Source organism: Chitinophaga varians, from assembly GCF_014529945.1.
In the GTDB taxonomy this organism is placed as follows: domain Bacteria; phylum Bacteroidota; class Bacteroidia; order Chitinophagales; family Chitinophagaceae; genus Chitinophaga; species Chitinophaga varians.
The window spans coordinates 553,680-575,553 of record NZ_JACVFB010000002.1; the positions used below are offsets into that span (position 1 = coordinate 553,680).

The 21,874-nt window shown below is 47.6% G+C and carries 24 protein-coding genes; 14 read left to right on the plus strand and 10 right to left on the minus strand.

Features of this window, described 5'->3' with window-relative positions:
• The first annotated feature begins 5 nt into the window (after positions 1 to 5).
• Both ICL55_RS10060 and ICL55_RS10065 read left to right on the plus strand, forming a co-directional pair.
• Positions 6 to 1,016: a lipid A deacylase LpxR family protein gene (locus ICL55_RS10060; protein ID WP_188096616.1), complete on the plus strand. Its 1,011-nt coding sequence runs from the start codon at positions 6 to 8 to the stop codon at positions 1,014 to 1,016.
• Between the two features lie 27 nt (positions 1,017 to 1,043).
• Positions 1,044 to 1,583, plus strand: a complete 540-nt coding sequence (locus tag ICL55_RS10065) for a hypothetical protein (RefSeq protein WP_188096619.1) — start codon at positions 1,044 to 1,046, stop codon at positions 1,581 to 1,583.
• A gap of 3 nt (positions 1,584 to 1,586) precedes the next feature.
• On the opposite strand, the gene ICL55_RS10070 is transcribed toward ICL55_RS10065, so the two are convergent.
• Positions 1,587 to 2,048, minus strand: coding sequence for an SRPBCC family protein (locus tag ICL55_RS10070; protein ID WP_188096622.1), 462 nt, complete (start codon positions 2,046 to 2,048; stop codon positions 1,587 to 1,589).
• Positions 2,049 to 2,156: 108 nt separating this feature from the next.
• On the opposite strand from ICL55_RS10070, the gene ICL55_RS10075 reads away from it, so the two are divergent.
• Complete coding sequence (locus tag ICL55_RS10075) at positions 2,157 to 3,641, plus strand: Ig-like domain-containing domain (RefSeq protein WP_188096624.1); 1,485 nt, start codon at positions 2,157 to 2,159, stop codon at positions 3,639 to 3,641.
• 60 nt (positions 3,642 to 3,701) lie between these two features.
• Positions 3,702 to 4,319: a recombination mediator RecR gene (recR, locus tag ICL55_RS10080; RefSeq protein ID WP_188096626.1), complete on the plus strand. Its 618-nt coding sequence runs from the start codon at positions 3,702 to 3,704 to the stop codon at positions 4,317 to 4,319.
• A gap of 152 nt (positions 4,320 to 4,471) precedes the next feature.
• Here recR and ICL55_RS10085 read toward each other — a convergent pair whose 3' ends face one another.
• Positions 4,472 to 4,687 carry a hypothetical protein gene (locus tag ICL55_RS10085; RefSeq protein ID WP_188096629.1) on the minus strand — a complete coding sequence of 72 codons (216 nt, stop codon included), beginning with the start codon at positions 4,685 to 4,687 and terminating at the stop codon, positions 4,472 to 4,474.
• A gap of 410 nt (positions 4,688 to 5,097) precedes the next feature.
• On the opposite strand from ICL55_RS10085, the gene ICL55_RS10090 reads away from it, so the two are divergent.
• The 5 genes from ICL55_RS10090 (at position 5,098) to ICL55_RS10110 (ending at position 10,620) form a co-directional block, all read left to right on the plus strand.
• Complete coding sequence (locus ICL55_RS10090) at positions 5,098 to 6,114, plus strand: homocysteine S-methyltransferase family protein (RefSeq protein ID WP_188096632.1); 1,017 nt, start codon at positions 5,098 to 5,100, stop codon at positions 6,112 to 6,114.
• Positions 6,115 to 6,137: 23 nt separating this feature from the next.
• Positions 6,138 to 8,909: a methionine synthase gene (gene metH / locus ICL55_RS10095; RefSeq protein ID WP_188096635.1), complete on the plus strand. Its 2,772-nt coding sequence runs from the start codon at positions 6,138 to 6,140 to the stop codon at positions 8,907 to 8,909.
• Between the two features lie 8 nt (positions 8,910 to 8,917).
• Positions 8,918 to 9,682: an exodeoxyribonuclease III gene (locus tag ICL55_RS10100; protein ID WP_188096637.1), complete on the plus strand. Its 765-nt coding sequence runs from the start codon at positions 8,918 to 8,920 to the stop codon at positions 9,680 to 9,682.
• Positions 9,683 to 9,731: 49 nt separating this feature from the next.
• Positions 9,732 to 10,034: a DUF4286 family protein gene (locus tag ICL55_RS10105; RefSeq protein WP_188096639.1), complete on the plus strand. Its 303-nt coding sequence runs from the start codon at positions 9,732 to 9,734 to the stop codon at positions 10,032 to 10,034.
• A 316-nt stretch (positions 10,035 to 10,350) separates the two neighbouring features.
• Complete coding sequence (locus ICL55_RS10110) at positions 10,351 to 10,620, plus strand: HU family DNA-binding protein (RefSeq protein ID WP_012788562.1); 270 nt, start codon at positions 10,351 to 10,353, stop codon at positions 10,618 to 10,620.
• A 76-nt stretch (positions 10,621 to 10,696) separates the two neighbouring features.
• On the opposite strand, the gene ICL55_RS35635 is transcribed toward ICL55_RS10110, so the two are convergent.
• Both ICL55_RS35635 and pdxH read right to left on the minus strand, forming a co-directional pair.
• Entirely contained in the window at positions 10,697 to 10,918 is a 222-nt protein-coding gene (locus ICL55_RS35635) for a hypothetical protein (RefSeq protein WP_425489520.1), read from the minus strand.
• Positions 10,919 to 10,996: 78 nt separating this feature from the next.
• Positions 10,997 to 11,644 carry a pyridoxamine 5'-phosphate oxidase gene (gene pdxH, locus ICL55_RS10120; RefSeq protein ID WP_188096644.1) on the minus strand — a complete coding sequence of 216 codons (648 nt, stop codon included), beginning with the start codon at positions 11,642 to 11,644 and terminating at the stop codon, positions 10,997 to 10,999.
• Between the two features lie 87 nt (positions 11,645 to 11,731).
• Here pdxH and ICL55_RS10125 point away from each other — a divergent pair, with 87 nt between their 5' ends.
• Positions 11,732 to 12,841 carry a DUF3298 and DUF4163 domain-containing protein gene (locus ICL55_RS10125; RefSeq protein WP_188096647.1) on the plus strand — a complete coding sequence of 370 codons (1,110 nt, stop codon included), beginning with the start codon at positions 11,732 to 11,734 and terminating at the stop codon, positions 12,839 to 12,841.
• A 144-nt stretch (positions 12,842 to 12,985) separates the two neighbouring features.
• Here ICL55_RS10125 and pyrH read toward each other — a convergent pair whose 3' ends face one another.
• The 6 genes from pyrH to ICL55_RS10155 form a co-directional block, all read right to left on the minus strand.
• Complete coding sequence (pyrH, locus tag ICL55_RS10130) at positions 12,986 to 13,699, minus strand: UMP kinase (RefSeq protein ID WP_168808203.1); 714 nt, start codon at positions 13,697 to 13,699, stop codon at positions 12,986 to 12,988.
• A gap of 201 nt (positions 13,700 to 13,900) precedes the next feature.
• Positions 13,901 to 14,725 (minus strand): translation elongation factor Ts, encoded by an 825-nt coding sequence (tsf, locus tag ICL55_RS10135; RefSeq protein WP_188096649.1) that lies wholly within the window; start codon positions 14,723 to 14,725, stop codon positions 13,901 to 13,903.
• 135 nt (positions 14,726 to 14,860) lie between these two features.
• The gene (rpsB, locus tag ICL55_RS10140) at positions 14,861 to 15,850 is read right to left on the minus strand and encodes a 30S ribosomal protein S2 (protein WP_188096652.1); all 990 of its coding nucleotides are present in this window, start codon (positions 15,848 to 15,850) and stop codon (positions 14,861 to 14,863) included.
• 62 nt (positions 15,851 to 15,912) lie between these two features.
• The gene (gene rpsI, locus ICL55_RS10145; protein WP_168871008.1) at positions 15,913 to 16,302 is read right to left on the minus strand and encodes a 30S ribosomal protein S9; all 390 of its coding nucleotides are present in this window, start codon (positions 16,300 to 16,302) and stop codon (positions 15,913 to 15,915) included.
• A 14-nt stretch (positions 16,303 to 16,316) separates the two neighbouring features.
• Complete coding sequence (rplM, locus tag ICL55_RS10150; RefSeq protein ID WP_168871007.1) at positions 16,317 to 16,760, minus strand: 50S ribosomal protein L13; 444 nt, start codon at positions 16,758 to 16,760, stop codon at positions 16,317 to 16,319.
• 455 nt (positions 16,761 to 17,215) lie between these two features.
• Positions 17,216 to 17,905, minus strand: a complete 690-nt coding sequence (locus ICL55_RS10155) for a zinc metallopeptidase (protein WP_188096654.1) — start codon at positions 17,903 to 17,905, stop codon at positions 17,216 to 17,218.
• A 559-nt stretch (positions 17,906 to 18,464) separates the two neighbouring features.
• Here ICL55_RS10155 and radA point away from each other — a divergent pair.
• The 4 genes from radA to ICL55_RS10175 all read left to right on the plus strand — a co-directional run bounded on the left by radA (position 18,465) and on the right by ICL55_RS10175 (position 21,841).
• Positions 18,465 to 19,841, plus strand: coding sequence for a DNA repair protein RadA (radA, locus tag ICL55_RS10160; RefSeq protein WP_188096656.1), 1,377 nt, complete (start codon positions 18,465 to 18,467; stop codon positions 19,839 to 19,841).
• A 19-nt stretch (positions 19,842 to 19,860) separates the two neighbouring features.
• Complete coding sequence (locus tag ICL55_RS10165; RefSeq protein ID WP_188096658.1) at positions 19,861 to 20,550, plus strand: ComF family protein; 690 nt, start codon at positions 19,861 to 19,863, stop codon at positions 20,548 to 20,550.
• A gap of 108 nt (positions 20,551 to 20,658) precedes the next feature.
• Complete coding sequence (locus ICL55_RS10170) at positions 20,659 to 21,180, plus strand: glutathione peroxidase (protein WP_188096660.1); 522 nt, start codon at positions 20,659 to 20,661, stop codon at positions 21,178 to 21,180.
• 112 nt (positions 21,181 to 21,292) lie between these two features.
• Positions 21,293 to 21,841, plus strand: coding sequence for a hypothetical protein (locus ICL55_RS10175; RefSeq protein WP_188096662.1), 549 nt, complete (start codon positions 21,293 to 21,295; stop codon positions 21,839 to 21,841).
• Positions 21,842 to 21,874: the final 33 nt, after the last annotated feature.

Consider the following 21,874-nt stretch of genomic DNA (forward strand, 5'->3'; position numbering starts at 1 on the left):
GGCCTATGAAAATTTTGTTATGGGGAATATTCATTTGTCTCAGCACGCTGACTATCGCACAGGCACAGATCACCCAGAATGCCACCAGACAGCTACGTATACACGAAGATGACGACTTCTTCAATGTATGGGGAAGAGGTACAGACCGCGGTTACAGCAATGGCACCGGTATCGGTTACGTATATATGAAGAAGAAAAAATCCACCTTCATAGACAAATGGATTTTCCCCAAGGCCGGCCCTTACGCTACGAATGTCTTTGAGTGGGAAGTCATGCAGATCATGATAACACCCGATCAGATCTCAGACACCACCTTCAATCCCGGTGACTTCTACTACGCAGGCGCGCTCTTTGCCACGCATGGTCTCACATCCTATAATCCGGCCAAAAAATACCTTTTCCACTCCGAATTGGTATTCGGCGTGCTGGGCCCATGGGCGGGAGCTGAACAGACACAACGCCTCGTTCACCGGCTCATTCATTACCAGGAACCGGAAGGATGGGGCAATCAGGTGCCCAACGCTCCATTGCTGAACTACAATGCCTACTTCGAAAAAATGTTGTGGAATCCCGTCAAAAGCGTGGAAGCGCTTGGCGGCATACAAGCCCAGGCCGGCACCATGATGACCTCGCTGGGGGCATGGGCCTATGCACGCTATGGACTGATCAATCCTTACTTCGGCGCGCTGGACCTGGGTGCTGCCACACGCCGCAAGTTTCAACTATACCTGTTTGCCCGGCCCCGCTTTTCGATGAACCTGTTCAACGCACTGCTGCAGGGCGGTATCTTCAAATCTACCGACACCAACTTCGAGGAGCTTACCAATCAACAGACGTCACATATGCGCCGGTTCACCATCGGTATGGATTATGGCATTGGTATCGGTATCGGTCGCACCAGCATCCGCTACACCCAACAAACGGCCACCGCGTGGATGAGCGGTACCGGCAAACACTCTGTTGGTAATATTACCTTGTTAATTCCCCTTTCCAAGGCAACCTATTTCCCGCAATGATGTTATCTTACTAAAAAAGAAAAACACATGAACAGCCGTCTGTCTTTTTCCGCAGCCATCCTCCTGTTGCTGACTGCCTGTGGAGGCGCCACCCGCAACAATGCCGCCGATAGTGTTGCCGTTAATGATACCGCACTGAATGTACATGCCGACAATGGCAGCAGCCTTGATGTACAGCCGCTGAATGGCTACTTCGTCAAAAACACGATTCAGGTAAACGACAGCCTTACTTTCTGGCTGATTGACAATCCTGCTACCTTCGACAGTCTCTTTGGTGTTGCGAAAACCATGAATAACAAAATTGACCGTCCGGACTTTGGCACCCAGGTAGTAGTGGCTGCCACCATGCCGGCTACTTTCTATGGTACACAGATACAGCTGGCGTCCGCCACCACAGACGATCTGACCAACAATGCGGAGATGCATTTCGTAGCGGCCGGGCAGGCAGAGAAAAATTCGTACAGCAGTACGCCGTTATGGGTGGGCAGCATTCCCAAAACAGGTCGGACCAATATTAAAGTGTATACCGGCGATCAGCTTTCCGCCACCCTGACCACCAAAGAATAATCTTTATCCGAAGAGTTCCTGTACCACGCGGTACCGGTAAGCAAAAATGTTTTCGAGCTGACGCCGTACAAACAAGGTATGCGCCAGACGGCCCAGCCATCCCAGCGGTAAGCGGTAATGTACAGTATCCGTCATCTCCACTCCTCCCGGCACTTCCCTGAAGTGGTGCTGATGGTGCCATAGGCGATAGGGGCCTACCCGTTGTTCATCCACAAAATAATCCCCTTCCCGCACGTGGATAATTTCAGTCATCCATTCCAATGGGATACCCATCAATGGGGAGATAGTATAGGTGATGACCTGGCCCGGGTATACTTTTCTTTCATCCGGCGGTGAAGTAACCCGGAACCGTATATCCGGCGGTGTGATCTTCGCAAGACCGTTGGGATTGGAGAAGAAGTCCCACACCTGCTGTAATGGGGCTGGTATAAACTGGGTGCGTTGCAGCAAATAGACACTGGCCATGGGATAAAGGTACGCCATTGATGCCCATCCCCCCAAGCCATCAAAAGAAAAGCGAAGCTTTCCGCCGTTTTCGTAAGTTTGCAACATATTTTTAATCCGACCGGAAATATGTATCAATATATCAGGAGCTGGGCATTCTGGCTGATATCCATCATGATTGCTGTTTCGATGACCCGCTGTGCCAACATAGTGCCACCTGGCGGAGGCCCGCGTGACAGTCTCCCTCCCAGCCTCGCGGCCGTGAATCCACCGGATTCCTCCCTGCATTTCAAAAACAAGAAGGTATATTTTGTGTTTGACGAGTTTGTGGAGCTGGACAACGTGAATGACAAACTCATTGTGTCTCCCACGCTGAAACGCACGCCCATCGTTACCGCCAAGCTGCGGACGGTGACCATGGAACTGAAGGACACCCTTCAGGAAAACACCACTTACACGTTCAACTTCGCAGATGCCATCCGGGACATCAATGAGCGCAATGCCATTCCGGACTTTCAATATGTAGTGTCTACCGGTAATTATCTGGACAGCCTCCAGATGATGGGGCATCTGATAAACGCCGAAAACGGCGTGCCCGATAGTAACGTGGCTGTAATGTTGTACCGCAATCTGGAAGACTCCATTGTGTCCAAGGAGAAACCTGTGTATTACGCCAAAACCCGTCCAGACGGCTCTTTCCGGTTTAAAAACATGGCCCCCGGCACTTATAAGCTTTTTGCGCTGAAAGAAGAAGACCGTGACCTTCAATACAACCAGCCTTCCGAATTGATTGCTTTCGTTGAAAAGCCCATTGTTATAAAAGAAAAAAATATTGAAGGGGTGAACCTGCTGCTTTTCATGGAGCGTGACAGCACCATCAAAGAGCCGCTGGCAGCACAGGATTCCCTGGACCTTGCCCAGGAACAGGAAGACAAGGAAAGGGAGAAAGAAAAAGAGAAGGAGAAAAAGAAGAAAACGCCCAAACTGCAGATCACGCCTACATTGGACGGAGGAATGCAAGAGCTGCCGGCGCCTTTACAGCTGACCTTCAACCTTCCGCTGAGAACGCTGGATAGTGCCCGTGTTATACTGGGAGAAGACAGTACTTTTACCCCTGTCACCTTCCATACCCACATGGACAGCACCCACACCAAACTTTCGGTATTATATCCCTGGAAAGAAGGAACGCCTTACCGGATGATTTTTCCGGCAGATGCCGCCACTGATACCACCGGGCAACAGCTGCCCAAAGCCGATACTATCAGCTTTAAGTCCAAGAAATCAAGCGATTACGCCATTTTTGGGGTAACACTGAAGATCAGTGACAGTACACGGCAGGCTATCAATGACGACTCCATGCATTATGTCATACAGCTTGTACAGGACAAAACTGTTAAATACTCCGGTACAACTGTCAATGGTACCTGGCTGCAGAAGTTCATTACTCCCGGCGAATATGAAGTGCGGGTATTACTGGATGCCAATGGTAACGGCAAATGGGACCGCGGTCAGTATTACAAAGAGCCTAAACGGCAGCCTGAGCGGGTAATCCTCGTGCCTGGCAAACAGAACCTGAAAGCTTACTGGACCGTCCGGCCAACGATAGAAATATAATTATTGCCGTTGTACCGGCTCCTGTAGCCTGTACAGCGGCAATATTCCTAACTTTGCATTATGGTATTCTCTTCCGCTCTGATAGAAAACGCTGTCAATGAATTTGCCAAGCTGCCGGGCATCGGAAAAAAAACGGCCCTTCGGCTGGTGCTGCATCTGCTGAAACAGGAAACTGCGCAGGTACAGCAGTTCGGCGAAGCGATAGCCCGTATGCGGCAGCAGATCCGCTTCTGCAAGGTATGTCATAATGTTTCCGATGAAGAAGTATGTGCTATCTGCAGCAATCATTCCCGTCACAGGCAGGTTGTTTGTTTGGTGGAAAGCATCCGTGACGTGATGGCTATTGAAAACACCCAACAGTTCAACGGCCTGTATCATGTGCTGGGCGGCATTATCTCCCCTATTGATGGTATTGGTCCGGAGCAACTGAATATCCAGTCGCTCGTAGAGCGGGTGCAACATCAGGGTGTAGAAGAAGTGATCATGGCTTTAAGTCCTACCATTGAAGGCGACACCACCATTTATTTCCTGTCCAAGAAACTGAAAGATTATCCTGTGAAGATCACGACTATTGCGCGGGGTATTGCTTTTGGCGGTGAGCTGGAGTATGCTGATGAGATGACGCTGGCCCGGTCTATCTCCAACAGGCTGCCGTTGGACAGCTATGTCAAACCGTGATCATTTTATCATTTAATCATTTTATCATTTTGATAGTGGATTAAAGCGATTTAAAATCGGCCAATAATTAAATAACAAAATACCAAAATAAAATACGGGCGTTCAATAACGCCCGTCTTCGTTTAACCTGTAATTCCACGTTATGAAAAAGGTCAGTGTACGTCTTTTTCAGGCGTACCCTGAAATATGGTATGATTGGTTTCTGATTCTTTTTCGCGCAGCTCTTTCCAGCGCTGCATTTCATATTTATTAAGAAAACATACCTTAAACACTGCTGGCTCACTTCCATCATTCATTTCAGGGATCGGTTGCAGGCCCAGACCTGCCAGGTGTTCCCTGAGCGCATGGATATGTTCTGCTATCGTCATGACAAAAAAACTTTTATTGTAATAAAAACCGGGAAGAACTTAAGAGAAAACGTGTGCTGTTAACAGCAACAGCGCCCCGAAGGACAACAGGCATAGGGCTGGTGGGGGGCCACGGCCGGGTTCAACAGTATGTTCAGCTTTTGTTGTTGCATGATGTTTTTCTATTACCCTACAAATATAGTAGACTTTATAGACTTCTACCAAATAAAAATTTCAATATAGACAAAATCTATACAAAGAGCTGTCAATATCAAGGGAGAAAGAAAGGCCGTCCCATACAGGACCTGACAGGCAAATAACCTGTTTTTACATATTAAAATAGCGTATCTTTACATGATATACGGGGTGGATTTGTTTATTGTTCGACCCTGTTAGATTTTAACGGTAACTAATAAACACCAAAGAACATCATGAAATCTTTACAAGACTGCGCTAATGAGCGAGTGCTCATCATTGACGGTGCCATGGGCACCATGATCCAGCGATACAAACTCCAGGAAGCAGATTACAGAGGTACCCGTTTTGCCGATTATCATATGGACCTCAAAGGCAACAATGACCTGCTCAATCTCACTCAGCCACAGATTATCGAAGCCATTCATAAGGAATACCTGGAAGCAGGCGCCGATATTATTGAAACCAATACCTTCAGCAGCACCTCCATTGCCATGGCCGACTATGATATGCAGGCACTGGCTTATGAGCTGAACGTAGCGGCCGCGCGGCTGGCGAAAAAAGCGGCTACGGAATACACCGCTAAAAACCCGGACAGGCCTCGTTTTGTGGCAGGCGCTATCGGGCCGCTGAATAAAACGTTGTCGCTCTCTCCGGATGTAAACAATCCTGGTTTTCGTTCCGTTTCCTTCGATGAAGTGGCCACAGCTTATGAAGAGCAGATAAAAGGCCTTTCAGACGGCGGTGTGGACATCCTGCTGATTGAAACGATTTTCGATACGCTTAACTGTAAGGCTGCCATCTACGCCATTAAAAAGTATTTCCGGGAGTCCGGCAAACCGGAACTGCCGGTGATGATTTCCGGTACCATTACGGATGCATCCGGCCGGACACTGAGCGGCCAGACACTGGAAGCGTTCTATATCTCCGTGATGCATGCCAACCCATTCTCTGTAGGCCTTAACTGCGCACTCGGCGGCCAGCAGATGCGCCCTTATGTGGAAGAGCTGTCCAACATAGCCAGCTGCTATGTTAGCTGCTACCCTAACGCCGGTCTGCCTAACGCATTCGGAGAATATGACGAAGAACCGGAAGATACCGCCTGTATCATTGAAGATTTTGCCAGTTCAGGCTTTGTGAACATTGTGGGAGGCTGCTGCGGTACCACGCCAGACCATATCCGCCATATTGCACAGCATGTAAAAAACATCGCACCGCGCCGGAAACCGGAGCTGGTGGACACCCTGGCATAACCCTCTAAACAGCGAAATCAATCATGAGCGCAAGCACACATTCCAATACGATCAACGAAACGATAGTCATAGAACCGGAAAATATCCAACAACGGGTCATCCGGCCATATATGCGGCTTAGCGGCCTTGAACCACTGGTGGTAAGGCCTGAAACCAACTTCATCAACGTCGGTGAACGTACCAACGTAACCGGCTCCAAAAAATTTGCCCGCCTGATACGGGAAGGCCTTTATGAAGAAGCCTTGTCCGTTGCCCGCCAACAGGTGGAAAACGGCGCCCAGATCCTCGACGTAAACATGGACGACGCCCTGCTCGACGGGGAACAGGCCATGGCTACCTTCCTGAAACTGCTGGCCGCTGAACCGGACATCTCCCGCATTCCCATCATGATCGACTCCAGTAAATTCAGCGTTATTGAAGCCGGTCTGAAATGCGTACAGGGCAAATGTGTGGTGAACTCCATCAGCCTGAAAGAAGGCGAAGCCAAATTCATTGAACAGGCCCACATCTGCAAGAGCTACGGCGCTGCCGTGGTAGTGATGGCATTCGATGAATATGGACAGGCAGACACGGAAGAGAAACGTGTTTCCTTCAGCCACCGCGCCTATAAAATATTGACGGAAGTAGTGGGCTATGATCCGCAGGACATCATCTTCGACCCGAATATCTTCGCTATCGCTACCGGTATTGAAGAACACAACAACTACGCGGTGGAATTCATCAATGCCACCCGCCGGATCAAGGAACTGATGCCGCTGACCAAAGTAAGCGGTGGTGTCAGCAACGTGTCCTTCTCTTTCCGCGGTAATGAAACCGTGCGTGAAGCCATGCACTCCGTATTCCTTTACCACGCCATCAAGGCAGGCATGGATATGGGCATCGTGAACGCCGGTATGCTACAGATATATGACGATATTGAACCGCAGCTCCGCGACCTCTGTGAGGACGCCATACTAAACCGCCGTGACGACGCTACCGAACGTCTGATACAATTTGCCGATACGGTGAAAGCCAAAGGCAAAGTGATTGAGAAAGATGAAACCTGGCGTCTGGGCTCCGTGGAAGAAAGGCTCAGCCACGCACTGGTAAACGGTATCACTGAATATATCGATGCTGACACAGAAGAAGCCCGCGTCAAATATCCCCGCCCGCTCGATGTGATTGAAGGTCCGCTGATGGACGGCATGAACATCGTCGGCGACCTGTTTGGCAGCGGTAAAATGTTCCTCCCGCAGGTAGTAAAAAGTGCCCGCGTGATGAAAAAATCGGTAGCCATCCTTACTCCTTATATAGAAGAAGAAAAACTGCGTAACCAGGCTATCAACGGCGGAGAAATCAAATCTGCCGGAAAGATACTGCTGGCCACCGTGAAAGGCGACGTGCACGATATCGGTAAAAACATCGTAGGCGTGGTATTGGCGTGTAACGGTTATGAGATCATTGACCTGGGCGTGATGGTACCCGCAGAGAAGATATTACAGGCTGCCCGCCAGGAAAATGTGGATATCATCGGTCTCAGCGGACTGATCACCCCGAGCCTGGACGAAATGGTGCACGTAGCCCGCGAGCTGCGCCGCCAGGACTTCGACATCCCCCTGATCATCGGTGGCGCCACCACCTCCCGTACCCATACAGCGGTGAAGATCGCACAGGAATATGCCCATGGCGTGGTACACGTGCTGGATGCTTCCCGCAGCGTGACAGTTACCGGCAGCCTGCTCAACAAGGCCCTGAAAAAGGATTTCCTGGCCTCTGTGAAAACAGAGTACGAAAAACTGAATGAGTCGTTCCGGAATAAAAAACCGGTGAAACAATACCTTCCCTTTGCTGATGCGCAGCGAAACAAAGCGGCTATCAACTGGGAGACCTTCCATCCCGTGAAACCGAAGTTTACCGGCGTGAAGGTTTTTGAAGATTACGATCTGGCAGAAATCGCCCAATATATCGACTGGCAGCCATTCTTCATTGCCTGGGAACTGCATGGTAAATTCCCGCAGATCCTGACAGATGAAGTAGTAGGAACAGAAGCCAGTCGCCTCTATAAAGACGCACAGGAGCTCCTCGCGAAAGTGGTCAGCGAAAAATGGCTCGGCGCTAAAGCTGTAATAGGCCTTTTCCCGGCCAACGCTACCGCTCCGGACACCATCCAGGTAACACCTGAGCAGGCCGACATTGCCCCTGCAACACTGGAATTCCTGCGCCAGCAGATCAAAAAAGCACCCGGACAGCCTAACCAGTCCCTCGCTGACTATATCGCCCCCGCTTCTACCGGTAAAACGGATTATATCGGCGGGTTCGCTGTAACGGCCGGTATCGGCATCGAGAAATGGCTGGAGAAATTCAAAGCAGAGCACGACGACTATAACAGCATCATGCTGAAAGCGCTGGCCGACAGGCTGGCGGAAGCTTTCACAGAGCTGTTGCACGAACGCGTGCGTAAAGAATTCTGGGGCTATGCCAGTGATGAACACCTGAGCAATGAAGCCCTTATCCAGGAAGAATACATGGGTATCCGGCCGGCCCCGGGTTATCCCGCGTGCCCTGAGCATACCGAGAAATACAAGCTGTTTGACCTGCTGAATGCCACAGAAAACACCGGTATCACGCTGACTGAATCATTGGCCATGTACCCTGCCGCCAGCGTAAGCGGATGGTATTTTGCCAACCCGGAAGCCCGGTATTTTGGTCTCGGCAAAATCGAAAAAGACCAGGTAACAGACTATGCCGCCCGTAAAGGCTGGACCGTGGAAGAAGCTGAAAAATGGCTCCGTCCCAATCTGGAATACGACATTTAATCCAACACATGAGAATCATATCGTACAATGTGAACGGCCTCCGTTCCGCTATGACCAAGGGTTTCACCGAATGGCTTCAAACTAATCCTGCAGACGTGATCTGTCTGCAGGAGATCAAAGCCCACCAGGATAATGTGGACTTCAAACAATTTGAAGCACTGGGTTACGAGCATTACTGGTATCCCGCCCAAAAGAAAGGGTACAGCGGCGTTGCCGTGCTGACGCGTATTACACCTGACAAGGTGCATTACGGCAGCGGGCACACGCAAAGTGACGAAGAAGGACGCTTTATCCGCCTGGATTTTGGCGATCTGACGCTGATCAATACCTACTTCCCATCCGGCACCAGTGGAGACATCCGTCAGACCTACAAATACCAATGGCTGAATGAGCTTTTCACCCACCTCGATGAACTGAAAAAAACCCGGCCCAATCTGGTCCTGTGTGGTGACTACAACATCTGCCATAAGCCTATTGACATCCACGATCCTGTCAGCAATAAGAATTCCACCGGTTTTCTGCCGGAGGAAAGGGCCTGGATGGACCGGTTCTTTGAAAGCGGTTTTGTGGACAGTTTCCGGCATTTTAATCCCGACCCTCACCAGTACAGCTGGTGGAGCTTCCGCGCCAATGCCAGGAACAATAACAAGGGCTGGCGTATTGACTATATCAATGTGACCACACCCCTGAAAGAGAAGCTGAAACACGCGACTATTTACCAGGAAGTAAAACATTCAGACCACTGTCCGGTGTTCCTGGAACTGTCGTTATAGGCGGTTTAGCAATGGCCGAACAGGTGGATCTCATACCCTCCATTACATTATGATCATATACAACGTAACGGCCAAAGTGGCCACAGATATACATTCCACCTGGTTACAGTGGATGCGTGAAGAGCATATTCCTGCCATAATAAGCACCGGTCTTTTTAGTGATTACCGTATGTGTCGGCTGCTGGAGCAGGATGACGCAGACGGGCCTACGTACGTGATACAATTCTTTTCCTCCAGCCGGGAGCACTATGAGACCTATCAGGCAGTACAGGCAAAGGCGCTCCGGCAAAGGGGTTACGACCTGTTTGGCGACCGTTTTGTGGCCTTTCATACCGTGATGGAAGTCCTCTGAACCATGCTTAACAATTAAACTTATCCACAGGAAATTCACTATTTTCAAGGCCTCCGGACTTTGGTACAATACTTGGAAAAGTCCCTCTTTTGCAGCCTAAAAGCCCGGAAATCAGCTATGGCACAACGTTTTACGAGAGCTTGCTAAAGTTCACCTCTTTAGCAGACATCCTCTCAATCAGCTGTAACCGTTACCAGTAGCGTTTTTCAGCCGATAAAAATTTCTATAAAAAAATTGTAAAAAATTTGGTAATCTGATAAAACGCGCTATATTTGCTCACATCAAACATTTTTTCACTAGTTAAATCTTACTAACTATGAACAAAGCCGAATTAATCGACAAACTTGCTAAAGACGCAGGAATCACTAAAACCCAAGCTAACGAAGCTCTGGACTCTTTCACTAAAGCTGTTGCTGATACCCTGAAAAAAGGTGGTAAAGTAACTCTGGTAGGTTTCGGTACTTTCTCTGTTTCTAAACGTGCAGCACGTAACGGTAGAAACCCACAGACTGGCCAGATCATCAAGATCAAAGCTAAGAAAGTTGCTAAGTTCAAAGCTGGTAAAGCTTTATCCGACAAGCTCTAATCAGTTAGCACAACTTATTCAAGCAAGGAACAGTCATGTTTCTTGCTTTTTTTTTATAGAGAAGTCCGGCTGTATGCTATTTCCGCGATTTAGCGTATTTTGCAGCCTGATAACATCCTTTTAATAAAACAACAAACTTCAAATTATTCGTTATGGGTAGAGGAGATGTAAAAACCAAAAGAGGTAAAATCTTCAACAAATCTTTCGGTAAAACAAGAACAGCAAGAACAAGGAAAGCCGCTGCTGCAGCTGCTCCTAAAGCTGAGAAAAAAGCATAAATATTTAGGGATTTTGTCATTTTATTATTTGATTATTTAGATAAGCTCAGGCTACCTTTAAATAGTCAAATAATAAAATGACAACATCCCTAAATGAATCAGGGTGCCAGCCTTTCTATCTTCCAGCTGCCACCAGTAGTTTGGGTGTACAGAATACGGTCATGCAGGCGGCTGCTTCTTCCCTGCCAAAACTCCACTGCTACCGGTTTCACGATATAACCGCCCCAGTACTCCGGCCGTTCAGGCATTTCCTTATCATATTTTGCGGCTACTTCATTCACTTTTTCCTCCAGAAAATGGCGGTCAGGAATCACCTGGCTCTGCGGCGATGCAATAGCCCCTATCCTGCTGCCCAGCGGACGGCTGTTGTAGTATTCATTGCTCACCTGCTCCCCAGCCCTTGATACGATCCCTTCTATCCTTACCTGACGTTCCAGTTCACGCCAGAAGAACAGCAGCGTCACATATGGATTCTGCGCCAGCTCCTGCCCTTTACGGCTTTCATAGTTGGTAAAAAACATAAATCCGTCCTCATTGAAACTCTTCAGCAATACAATTCTGGCGGAGGGACGCCCATCCGGGGTGCTGGTGGCCAGTGTCATGGCATTAGGCTCATCAATTTCGCTGGAAGTGGCGTCATTCCACCATTTACCGAACTGCTGCAAAGGAGACGGGGCCACATCCTGTTCGTCGAGGGAAGCCAGTTTATAGTCTTTCCGAAGGTCTGCTACTTTCTGGTTTAACATGGTCGTAAATATTTAATTGGTTTAAACCTGTCAACAAAGGTATGGAAGGATAATAGTAATTTTGGGAGACCTGATATAAATCATAGTATGAAAAGAGCGCTCCTATTACTATTATTGGCTGGCGGACTGTTGCCTGCCTGCCACAACAGTACCCAGGAAAAGGACCAACATGACACAGCCAGCGCGGTAGTTCCCCTGTTGAGTACACCTTATTATTATACGCAGTTAAAAGGCGCTGTGGGCGGCCGTCAGATCACCATGGAGTTGTTAAAGACAGCTCCTAATCTGTTTCGTGGCTACTATTATTACGACAGTACCGGTCTGCCCATCAGTATATGGGGCAGCCAGGATGCTGATCAGGTGAAGATTTACGAGGACAACGGCAACCGGGAAGAAGAACGTTTCTTCGGTGGCACCCTGAGCGATGAGGGCGTGTTTAAAGGCGTATGGCATGGCGACAGCACCTCTCATCATTTTGAGCTGCATACCGACCTCCGGAAAGCCCAGCGGCTGCAGGTATACTATGATGCCGATTCTGTGAAGCTGCTGCCTTCTTTTCCCAATTCACCGCTGGGGATAGCCTCCAACAGCATCCTCTGGCCGGACGCCGCCACAGATTCCACCTTGGCCGCTTTTCTCCGGAAAGCGATCACCGGTGATATTAAGATGAATAATCCGCAGCAATTCGTTAAAAGGGCTATCGACTCTTTTGTGACCAGTTATCGTATAGCCGCCAAAGATGCCGACAGCAGTGATATTGTGGATGGCCAGTCTGCTTCGTGGAACTGGACTACCGAAAGCGATATGAAGGTAGTGTACAACAACTGGCCTTTGCTGGTGATAGAGAAATATGCCTATGACTTTACCGGCGGCGCCCATGGCAATTCCGGGGCTTTTTACCAAACCCTGGACCTGGCCAAACGTAAGGTAATTACGCCGGAAGAGTTTTTCAAGCCGGGTTATAAAGAGGTATTGTCACCCTTGCTGGACAAGGCTTTCCGTAAAAAATTCCACATCGATGAGGATGAGTCGCTTGATCAGAACCTGTTGGTGAAGACGATAGCACCCAATAATAACTTCATAGTAACGGGCAAGGGCATCGCCTTCAGTTATGTGCCTTATGAGATCGGACCATATGCATTGGGGCAGGTAACATTATTTATTCCGTTTACAGCGCTAAAGAGCATCCTGAAATGATTTAGGGATTTTTTGATTGACGATTTTTTGATTTTGCGAATAGAAAAGCGAAGACCAAAACAAGTGTTGAACCTGTTTTGGTCTTCGCTTTTATCGATCTACGACATCAAAAAATCGTCAATCAAAAAATCCCTAAATCTCAGTTTAGTCCTTTACCAGGGTACCAACGTTTTTGCCCATGATAACGTTCAGGAGGTTTCCTGGTTTGTTCATGTCAAATACGATGATAGGCAGTTTATTTTCCTGACAGAGGGTAAAGGCTGTCATATCCATGACGTTGAGAGATTTCTGATATACTTCAGAGAAGGTGATGGTTTCAAACCGGGTAGCGGTGGCATCTTTCTCCGGATCTGCGGTATAGATACCGTCTACGCGGGTTCCTTTGAGGATGACATCTGCCTGGATTTCGATAGCACGGAGGGAGGCTGCGGTATCAGTAGTAAAGTACGGGTTACCGGTGCCGGCTCCGAATATAACCACGCGACCTTTTTCCACGTGGCGGATAGCGCGGCGGCGGATATAAGGTTCTGCGATCTGTTCCATTTTGATAGCTGACTGGAGGCGGGTATAGAGGCCTATTTTTTCCAATCCGCTTTGCAGGGCCATCCCATTGATCACGGTGGCCAGCATGCCCATATAGTCACCCTGGGCTCTTTCGATGCCGGTTTCGGCTTCATTCATTCCACGGTAGATATTACCGCCGCCGATCACGATGGCTACCTGTACTCCAAGGTCGGTAACTGCTTTGATATCGTAGGCATACTGGGTAATTACCTTATGATCAATACCATAATTTGCATCCCCCATAAGGGCCTCACCGCTCAATTTGAGCAAAATACGCTTATACTTTGGCAACATGACGCTATAAAATATTGTAAGATTGTGATTTGCTAATGTAATTACGGTATCCTAAGATACAATTTAAAAGCAAAAACCTGCTAGTGAAAGCAAAATGCCGGGTGATTTTGTTGTCAGCAGGAGATTGCGGGCGCCTGATTTTGCAGTGCGCAAAAAAAAGGAGAGAACCAAGATTCTCTCCTTTTTTTCAATATGCTTGTATTAACCTAAAGCGATTCGTTTAAAGCTGAATACTTTCAGGTCAGCATCTACAGACTTCAGGTAATCCGCTACGGATTTGTTGTTATCCTTAACGAAGGCCTGTTGCAGCAGGGTGCTTTCTTTGAAGAATTTATTCACTTTACCGGCAGCGATTTTTTCAGCCATTTCAGCAGGTTTGCCTTCAGCTTTCACCTGTTCAACAGCGATTTCTTTTTCGCGGGCGATAACGTCAGCAGGAACGCTGTCAGCGTCTACTGCGATCGGGTTCATAGCAGCGATCTGCATAGCTACGTCTTTACCTGTTTCTTCAGATACAGGTTTAGAGAAGGCAACGAGAACGCCCATACGGTAGTTACCGTGGATGTAGGCAGTTACACCACCAGCTTCCACGAACTCGAATTTATTCAGGGTGATTTTTTCACCGATTTTAGCTACCTGGTCGTTTACTTTATCAGCAACGGTAGCGCCGTCCAGCTCAGCAGCGTTCAGGTCTTCCAGGGTTTTGATGCCTTTAGACAGGGCCAGTTCAACGATAGACTGTGCAAATTTCACGAAGTCTTCGTTTTTAGCTACGAAGTCGGTTTCGCAACCCAGACCTACGATAACACCGGATTTACCATCAGCAGCAACTTTAGCGATGATAACGCCTTCTTTTGTTTCGCGGTCGGAACGCAGTGCAGCTACTTTCTGACCTTTCTTACGCAGGTAGTCTACTGCCTTTTCAAAGTCGCCATCACTTTCCACGAGTGCTTTTCTGCAATCCATCATACCCGCACCAGTTTGCTGACGCAGTTTGTTTACATCAGCTGCTGTAATTGTTGCCATGAGCTATATTGATTTATGAGTATTAATAATTGATTAAATCTTTGTTGGGTTATCGGGTTATTTAAAATGCAGCGAAGTAATCTTCGCTGCATTTTAAATAACCTAATAATTCAATATCAAAATCAGAGAATGATATTATTTACCGGCTGGTTTTCTTGGACCACCGCCGCCAGCGTTGGAAGGACGACGTTGTCCGCCACCCTGGCCACCACCGCCACGGTTACCACCGCCACGGTTAGCGCCACCGCCCTGGCCGCCGCGGTTACCACCCTGGCCACCGCCACGGTTACCACCAGCACCCTGGCCGCGACCACCGCCGCCCTGGCCTTGTGGTTTACGACCTCTTTCGCGGTCTTCGCCACCTTCTACGTCAAATCTGCGAGCTTTGTCATCTGCTTCTTCTTCCTCTTCTACTTCTTCAGATTTTTCAGTAGCTCTTTCAGACAGCCCTTCTGCGATAGCTGCGCAGATGTAGCTGGTGATGATAGCGATAGATTTAGTAGCATCGTCGTTCGCAGGGATAGCGAAGTCAACTTTGCTTGGATCGGAGTTAGTATCCACCATACCGAAAGTCACGATGCCCAGGCGTTTTGCTTCTGCCAGTGCAATGTGTTCGTGGCTGATATCTACCATGAACAGAGCGGCTGGAACACGTGCCAGTTGGGCGATACCACCCAGCACTTTTTCCATTTTCTCTTTATCACGGCTTAAAGTCAGACGTTCTTTTTTGGTGATGTTGTCGAAAGTTCCGTCCTGCAGCATTTTTTCAATGCTCTGCATTTTCTTTACGCTCTTACGGATAGTAGAGAAGTTGGTGAGCATACCACCTAACCACCTTTCAGTAACGTAAGGCATGTTGATGTTACGCGCAGCATCTGCTACGATTTCTTTCGCTTGCTTTTTAGTAGCAACGAACATGATCTTTTTACCGCTTTTAGCGATGGATTTCAGGGCAGCTGCCGCTTCCTGTAAACCTTCTACGGTTTTGTTCAGATCGATGATATGAATACCTTTCTTTTCTGCGAAAATATAAGGCAGCATTTTAGGATTCCATTTCTTCTTCAGGTGACCGAAGTGAACACCTGCCTCCAGTAACTGCTGCTGCAATGAGGTATTATTTTCCATGTTTATATTGCTCAATTAAAAGGATCAAATAATGTTTAGCGATAATGGCTAAGTACTCAAAATTAGCGTTTAGAGAACTGGAAGCTTCTTCTTGCTTTCGCTTTACCTGGTTTCTTACGTTCTACGCTTCTCGGATCACGTTTCAGCAGACCGGCTGCTTTCAGTGCGGGACGGAACTCGATGTTCACTTCGCACAGTGCACGTGCAATACCCAGTTTAATCGCTTCTGCCTGTCCTTTGATACCACCGCCCTGTGCATTGATCTTCACGTCAAATTTATCTAACGCGTCGATAGTTTTGAAAGGCAGTTCAACCTGGTTCTGCAGGTAGATCAGAGAAAAGTAGTTTTTATAATCCTTGTCGTTCACTGTAATGGCACCAGTACCCTTTGCGATATACACACGGGCAACAGCTTCCTTACGACGACCTATTGTATTTTTTTGCTTTTCCATGTATCAGAGAAAAATTAGAAAGTTAATGGTTTTGGTTTCTGCGCTGCATGAGGATGTTCTGCACCTGCGTATACAAACAGTTTTTTGTACATTTTACGACCGAGACGGTTTTTAGGCAGCATACCTTTGATAGCCTTCTCAATCATAACCTCAGGACGGCGACGGATCAGGTCCTTTGCCAGTTCAACTCTCTGACCACCTGGGTAACCAGTGTAGTGCATGTATTCTTTTTCCGCCATTTTATTGCCGGTCAAAGCGATTTTTTCCGCATTGATTACGATGATAAAATCACCACAATCAGTATGAGGCGTATAGTAAGGCTTGTTCTTACCTCTCAGGATAGCTGCCATTTTCGCACATACTCTTCCCAGAGTCAGGTTGGTAGCGTCTACTATATGCCACTCACGCTTTACGTAAGCGTCGTTAGCCGATTTAGTTTTAAAGCTTAATGTGTTCATTGTTGTATACGATAAAAATTACGTCTTGTAAACAATTCCCCCTGTAACGGGGAGTGCAAAGGTACATTCACTATTCTGAATAACCATACATTTTAGGTTATTTTTTGTAAGACACCCTTGCAATTGATTGATTTTCAATAAAAAATTTGAATAAAAGTTATTAACACCGAGTCGGGTGTTCACGCAGAGCATGCAAAGGTTTTTGTTTTTTATAAAGAACGCAAAGGAGCGAAGACCAGCATTTGATGACCAATTTTTATAAGCTAAAGCGAGAAGCAACATTTTTTTTATTTGATTTAGCGCGTATTATGTATTTATATCAATAAACATATTAACACAATCGCATACAAAATCTATAAAATATAGCCTCGCCAGCTTAAAATTAGTCATCAAATGCCGGTCTTCGCTCCTTTGCGTTCTTAATCAAGAATCTTTGGCGCGCTTCGCTTGAAATTTTATCGCCGGTCCCGCGCGCCCATATATATTAGAATATACTGAAACAAGGTGGCCAGAGAAGCCAACGCCGCTACCACATAGGTCATGGCCGCCCACCAAAGGGCATTCTTAGCCTTATCATGCTCCTGCGGCCGCATTACCTGACTGCGGTCCAGCCATGCCAGCGCACGACGGGAAGCGTCAAATTCCACCGGGAGTGTAATCAGTGAAAACACCGTGGTGACGGCAAAAAGCGCAATGCCCGCCAACAACAGCTGCGGAAATACATTTATCAGCAGGATACCGCCCAACAGCAGCCATTGCACCAGGGAGGCGCTGAACTGAACGGCTGGTACCAGCCGGGAACGAAGGCCCAGCCACGGATAAGCCGCCGCATGCTGCACAGCATGCCCGCATTCGTGCGCAGCCACCGCCGCAGCTGCCACATTAGCGCCGGCATAGACGTCGGGGCTCAGGTTGACCGTCTTATTCGCCGGATTATAGTGATCTGATAAAAAACCGTCTACTGACAGGACCTGAACATCATAGATATTGTTGTCCCTCAACATCTTCTCTGCGATCTGCTTGCCTGTAAGTCCGGATGAGGTCGGCACCTCGCTGTAGGCCCGGAACTTACTCTTTAATACATAACTAACAAGAAAGCTGATCCCCACAAAAATCAGCGAAACAAACATGATTCCTGGTGTCATACACATACTTTTGATGCTTCTCAACGCACAAATTTCTATCCAGATACCCCGTTTTAAGGTTTATTTAAGAGTTTTCCTGCCAACCCCGCCTTTTACCTTTCATACAGAAATTTAACACTGTCATTTTGTCTTTTTTGAAGAAATTTGCCTGAAAATACGGCCGGTTTGGCAGAAGTTGTTGATGAACTTATATTAATTTTTTCATATGCAAAAATCATCAACATCAATCCTATTTATCAACATTTTACGAGTTGCCAATGAAAGTAATATTGGACAATTTATGGCCTGAAACAGGCATTGGCAGCCACTTTCTTACATTACGAAAATCAATCAAAAGTTATTCACATCAATCAAATAAACTTTTTTATTCTGAAGCCATTTTGTAATTTAGACCTGAATTTAATGGGTTAGTAAGTAGAAAGAGTCAACGGAATCTTCCGTTTGGCTCTTTTCTCTTTTAAAGACATGATTACCCCCTTTTTTAACCCTTCTCTTTAACATTTCACCCCTGTTTTTTTTCAAAACCACTTACTTTGTAACATCCTGTTTCAAAAAATTTATGAGTAAAATAAGAACCGCTTTTTTTTGCCAGCAATGTGGATACGAATCTGCAAAATGGAATGGTAAATGTCCCAGTTGCGGACAATGGAACACCTTTGTGGAAGAAAGAGTACAGAAAGATATTCCCGGCAAACAACACGACTGGAAAAATAACGATACCGGTAATGTCCGCCATCAGAAAATCATTAACCTGGCGGAAGTAGTCACCAACGAAGAAAAACGTTTGCTGACACCAGACAATGAACTGAATCGTGTGCTCGGAGGCGGTATAGTGGCCGGTTCGCTGGTACTGGTAGGCGGTGAACCCGGCATTGGTAAATCCACGCTCTTCCTGCAAAATGCACTGCAACTAAAGCAGATAAAAACACTTTATATCAGCGGAGAGGAAAGTGAACAACAGATAAAAATGCGGGCCGACCGTATCAAAAATACCAATGATCAGTTTTACCTCCTCACGGAAACATCTACACAGACCATCTTCTCTGAAATAAAAAAACTACAGCCACAACTGGTGATCGTAGACTCTATCCAGACACTACATACGCCATTGATAGAATCTGCACCAGGCAGCGTATCACAAATCAGAGAAACAACTGCGGAATTACAGCGCTTTGCCAAAGAAAGCAATACGCCTGTTTTCCTGATCGGCCATATCACCAAAGACGGCTCCATCGCCGGCCCAAAAGTATTAGAGCACATGGTGGACACCGTACTTCAGTTTGAGGGGGACCAACATTATGCCTACCGCATATTGCGTACGATTAAAAACAGGTTTGGCTCCACTGCTGAACTGGGCATCTACGAGATGACCGGCACCGGTCTCCGGCAGGTCACCAACCCCTCTGAGATACTGATCTCCCAACGGGATGATCTGTTGAGCGGCGTGGCCATCAGTGCTACCATGGAAGGTCTCCGTCCACTGCTGGTGGAAGTACAGGCACTCGTTACCCAGTCTGTATATGGTACCCCGCAACGTACCGCTACCGGCTTCGACCTGCGCAGGCTGCAACTGCTGCTGGCCGTACTGGAGAAACGCGGCGGCTTCCACTTCGGCGTAAAAGATGTTTTCCTCAATATCGCCGGTGGTATCCGGGTGGAAGACCCGGCCATCGATCTGGCTGTACTTTGCGCGTTGCTTTCTTCTTATGAAGACAATGCGATCGCCAACAAAATATGTTTCGCCGGAGAAGTAGGACTGAGTGGGGAAATCAGGGCTGTCAACCGGATCGAACAGCGTATCGCGGAAGCTGAAAAACTGGGTTTTCATAAAATATTCATCTCCCGTTATAATAAAAAAGGAATAGACCTCTCTAAATTCAATATAGAAGTTGTGCCGGTAGGAAGAGTGGAAGAAGTATATCAACAATTATTCTGACACCTTTTATCATCACCCGATGTTTACCCGTTTGTTATCCCCATTGATCAACCTGTTTTATCCGCACTGCTGTGAAATTTGCGGACAGGAACTGCCTTCGGCGAATGACCTGTTGTGCCTGCACTGTCTGGACAGCCTGCCGGCGACAGGTTTTCACCATTACGCTGAAAATCCTGTGGCCCATATCTTTCGCGGTCGTATGCCCGTGAGGTATGCAACGGCTGCTTATTATTATAGTCAGGCTTCCGGGCTGCAGCGGCTGATACATCAGTTTAAATACCATCAGCGACAGGATATTGCCAGCTGGTTGGGGAAGCAGGCAGGTTATATGTTACGGTCTGGCGAATGGGCAGCTGCGGTGGACTGTCTGGTACCGGTGCCTTTATTTCCCCGCAAGGAAAAGGAACGCGGATACAACCAGGCGGCGCTGCTGGCAACAGCTATCGGCGCGGTAATGTGTAAGCCCGTGCTTCCACAGGCGTTGCAACGGATACAACATACCGGCACCCAAACCCGGAAAAGCCGTATAGGCCGCTGGGAGAATGTAAAAACTGTCTTTAAAGCAAACCCTGCATTACTAACGGGCAGGCATGTACTCCTGATAGATGATGTGGTTACTACCGGCGCCACCACAGAGGCTGCCGGACAGGCATTACTGGAGGCGGGGGCCAGCGTGAGTATTTGTTGCCTCGCCTGGGCCACGGGCTAACAAAAAGTTAATTCTTTTTCTTCCGGGCGGATGTGTATCTTTACACCGTATAGCCCGCCTGCAGGCAGGCTTATTAACCACCGATCCATCCCTCTAAAAATATTTTTTATGTTGAGACTGGCCATACTTTCGGTCCTTCTTTTATTTGCAGGTCCGCGCATCTATGATTTCAAAGTAGATGCAGTAGACGGGGGTAAAATTGAATTCTCCCGTTTCAAGGGTAAAAAAATAATGATTGTCAACACTGCTTCTCTCTGTGGTAATACCCCACAATATGCAGGTTTGGAGAAAATATATAAGAAGTACCAGGATAAACTTGTAATTGTAGGTTTCCCGGCGAATAATTTCGGCTCACAGGAGCCTGGCACTAATGCAGAAATTAAATCCTTCTGCACCAAACAGTATGCTGTTACCTTTCCCATGGCAGCCAAAATATCAGTAAAGGGGGATGACATCCACCCACTGTATAAATGGCTGTTGGAAGAAAGTAAAGCCAAGCACCTGGAACCGGCAGACGTTAAGTGGAATTTCCAGAAGTATTTACTGGATGAAAAAGGGAATCTCATTGCTGTGTTTTCACCCAAAACACAACCGGATGCGCCAGAAGTAATTGCTGCTATTGAAAAGTAGTATTGCTTCACTCCTTTTGCCAACTTAGTGTAATAAAATGTTGCACGTTTGCGTATATACCTATACGTTAGCGTGCCTGAACACATTACAACAAGTGGATACATAATAAACGATGAAACACCATCATTCCGAACACCGTAGAAAAACCGTCATCCCGGTTTTAACGGCGATCGTGTTATGCATGGCAGCCTGCCAACACAACATAGATACGCCAATTTTATCATGCCCCGAAATGGCGATGACAGGCACCGTTCAGAGCACCACCCGTTCCCTGAATCTCTCCACCAGCACTTTGTTCCGGCAACAACTGGACAGTGGGGGTGTTAAGTTTCTGAGCATGGAGGCCGTAAGCGATAGCTTCAAACTCGTGCTTAATCTGATGGACGGCCCTTATTCGGATCCGGCCATCAGCAACGACAGCCTCAAATTAAAAACATATGTATACTCCAAAGCCCGCCGGTTGCAGGGAGGACTTGTCGTAGCTGCTATTAACAATACGGTAGATTACCAGTACCTGACCACCGATACTTCCAGCATCACGATCACGTTCATCAATACCAAACTGAAAAAAGTAAGCGGCACCTACTATTTTGAGGCAGATGGCCACAAGGTTACCGGTTCCGGCACGTTCCGGAATGCTTGTTATGTGACATTACCCTAAGTGAGGATTAACCCCTTTTCAGTATCTTGCGGC

What these genes read in the sequence shown, in the direction of transcription:
- ICL55_RS10085 (WP_188096629.1), bottom strand. Translation starts at nt 4,687, where the DNA reads ATGACGATAGCAGAACATATCCATGCGCTCAGGGAACACCTGGCAGGT.
- rplM (WP_168871007.1), bottom strand. Translation starts at nt 16,760, where the DNA reads ATGAACACATTAAGCTTTAAAACTAAATCGGCTAACGACGCTTACGTA.
- tsf (WP_188096649.1), bottom strand. Translation starts at nt 14,725, where the DNA reads ATGGCAACAATTACAGCAGCTGATGTAAACAAACTGCGTCAGCAAACT.
- ICL55_RS10090 (WP_188096632.1), top strand. Translation starts at nt 5,098, where the DNA reads ATGAAATCTTTACAAGACTGCGCTAATGAGCGAGTGCTCATCATTGAC.
- rpsI (WP_168871008.1), bottom strand. Translation starts at nt 16,302, where the DNA reads ATGGAAAAGCAAAAAAATACAATAGGTCGTCGTAAGGAAGCTGTTGCC.
- ICL55_RS10165 (WP_188096658.1), top strand. Translation starts at nt 19,861, where the DNA reads ATGTTTACCCGTTTGTTATCCCCATTGATCAACCTGTTTTATCCGCAC.
- rpsB (WP_188096652.1), bottom strand. Translation starts at nt 15,850, where the DNA reads ATGGAAAATAATACCTCATTGCAGCAGCAGTTACTGGAGGCAGGTGTT.
- ICL55_RS10075 (WP_188096624.1), top strand. Translation starts at nt 2,157, where the DNA reads ATGTATCAATATATCAGGAGCTGGGCATTCTGGCTGATATCCATCATG.
- recR (WP_188096626.1), top strand. Translation starts at nt 3,702, where the DNA reads ATGGTATTCTCTTCCGCTCTGATAGAAAACGCTGTCAATGAATTTGCC.
- ICL55_RS10060 (WP_188096616.1), top strand. Translation starts at nt 6, where the DNA reads ATGAAAATTTTGTTATGGGGAATATTCATTTGTCTCAGCACGCTGACT.
- ICL55_RS10175 (WP_188096662.1), top strand. Translation starts at nt 21,293, where the DNA reads ATGAAACACCATCATTCCGAACACCGTAGAAAAACCGTCATCCCGGTT.
- ICL55_RS10110 (WP_012788562.1), top strand. Translation starts at nt 10,351, where the DNA reads ATGAACAAAGCCGAATTAATCGACAAACTTGCTAAAGACGCAGGAATC.
- ICL55_RS10170 (WP_188096660.1), top strand. Translation starts at nt 20,659, where the DNA reads ATGTTGAGACTGGCCATACTTTCGGTCCTTCTTTTATTTGCAGGTCCG.
- ICL55_RS10155 (WP_188096654.1), bottom strand. Translation starts at nt 17,905, where the DNA reads ATGACACCAGGAATCATGTTTGTTTCGCTGATTTTTGTGGGGATCAGC.
- ICL55_RS10065 (WP_188096619.1), top strand. Translation starts at nt 1,044, where the DNA reads ATGAACAGCCGTCTGTCTTTTTCCGCAGCCATCCTCCTGTTGCTGACT.
- ICL55_RS10125 (WP_188096647.1), top strand. Translation starts at nt 11,732, where the DNA reads ATGAAAAGAGCGCTCCTATTACTATTATTGGCTGGCGGACTGTTGCCT.
- metH (WP_188096635.1), top strand. Translation starts at nt 6,138, where the DNA reads ATGAGCGCAAGCACACATTCCAATACGATCAACGAAACGATAGTCATA.
- ICL55_RS35635 (WP_425489520.1), bottom strand. Translation starts at nt 10,918, where the DNA reads ATGACAAAATCCCTAAATATTTATGCTTTTTTCTCAGCTTTAGGAGCA.
- ICL55_RS10100 (WP_188096637.1), top strand. Translation starts at nt 8,918, where the DNA reads ATGAGAATCATATCGTACAATGTGAACGGCCTCCGTTCCGCTATGACC.
- pyrH (WP_168808203.1), bottom strand. Translation starts at nt 13,699, where the DNA reads ATGTTGCCAAAGTATAAGCGTATTTTGCTCAAATTGAGCGGTGAGGCC.
- ICL55_RS10105 (WP_188096639.1), top strand. Translation starts at nt 9,732, where the DNA reads ATGATCATATACAACGTAACGGCCAAAGTGGCCACAGATATACATTCC.
- ICL55_RS10070 (WP_188096622.1), bottom strand. Translation starts at nt 2,048, where the DNA reads ATGGCCAGTGTCTATTTGCTGCAACGCACCCAGTTTATACCAGCCCCA.
- pdxH (WP_188096644.1), bottom strand. Translation starts at nt 11,644, where the DNA reads ATGTTAAACCAGAAAGTAGCAGACCTTCGGAAAGACTATAAACTGGCT.
- radA (WP_188096656.1), top strand. Translation starts at nt 18,465, where the DNA reads ATGAGTAAAATAAGAACCGCTTTTTTTTGCCAGCAATGTGGATACGAA.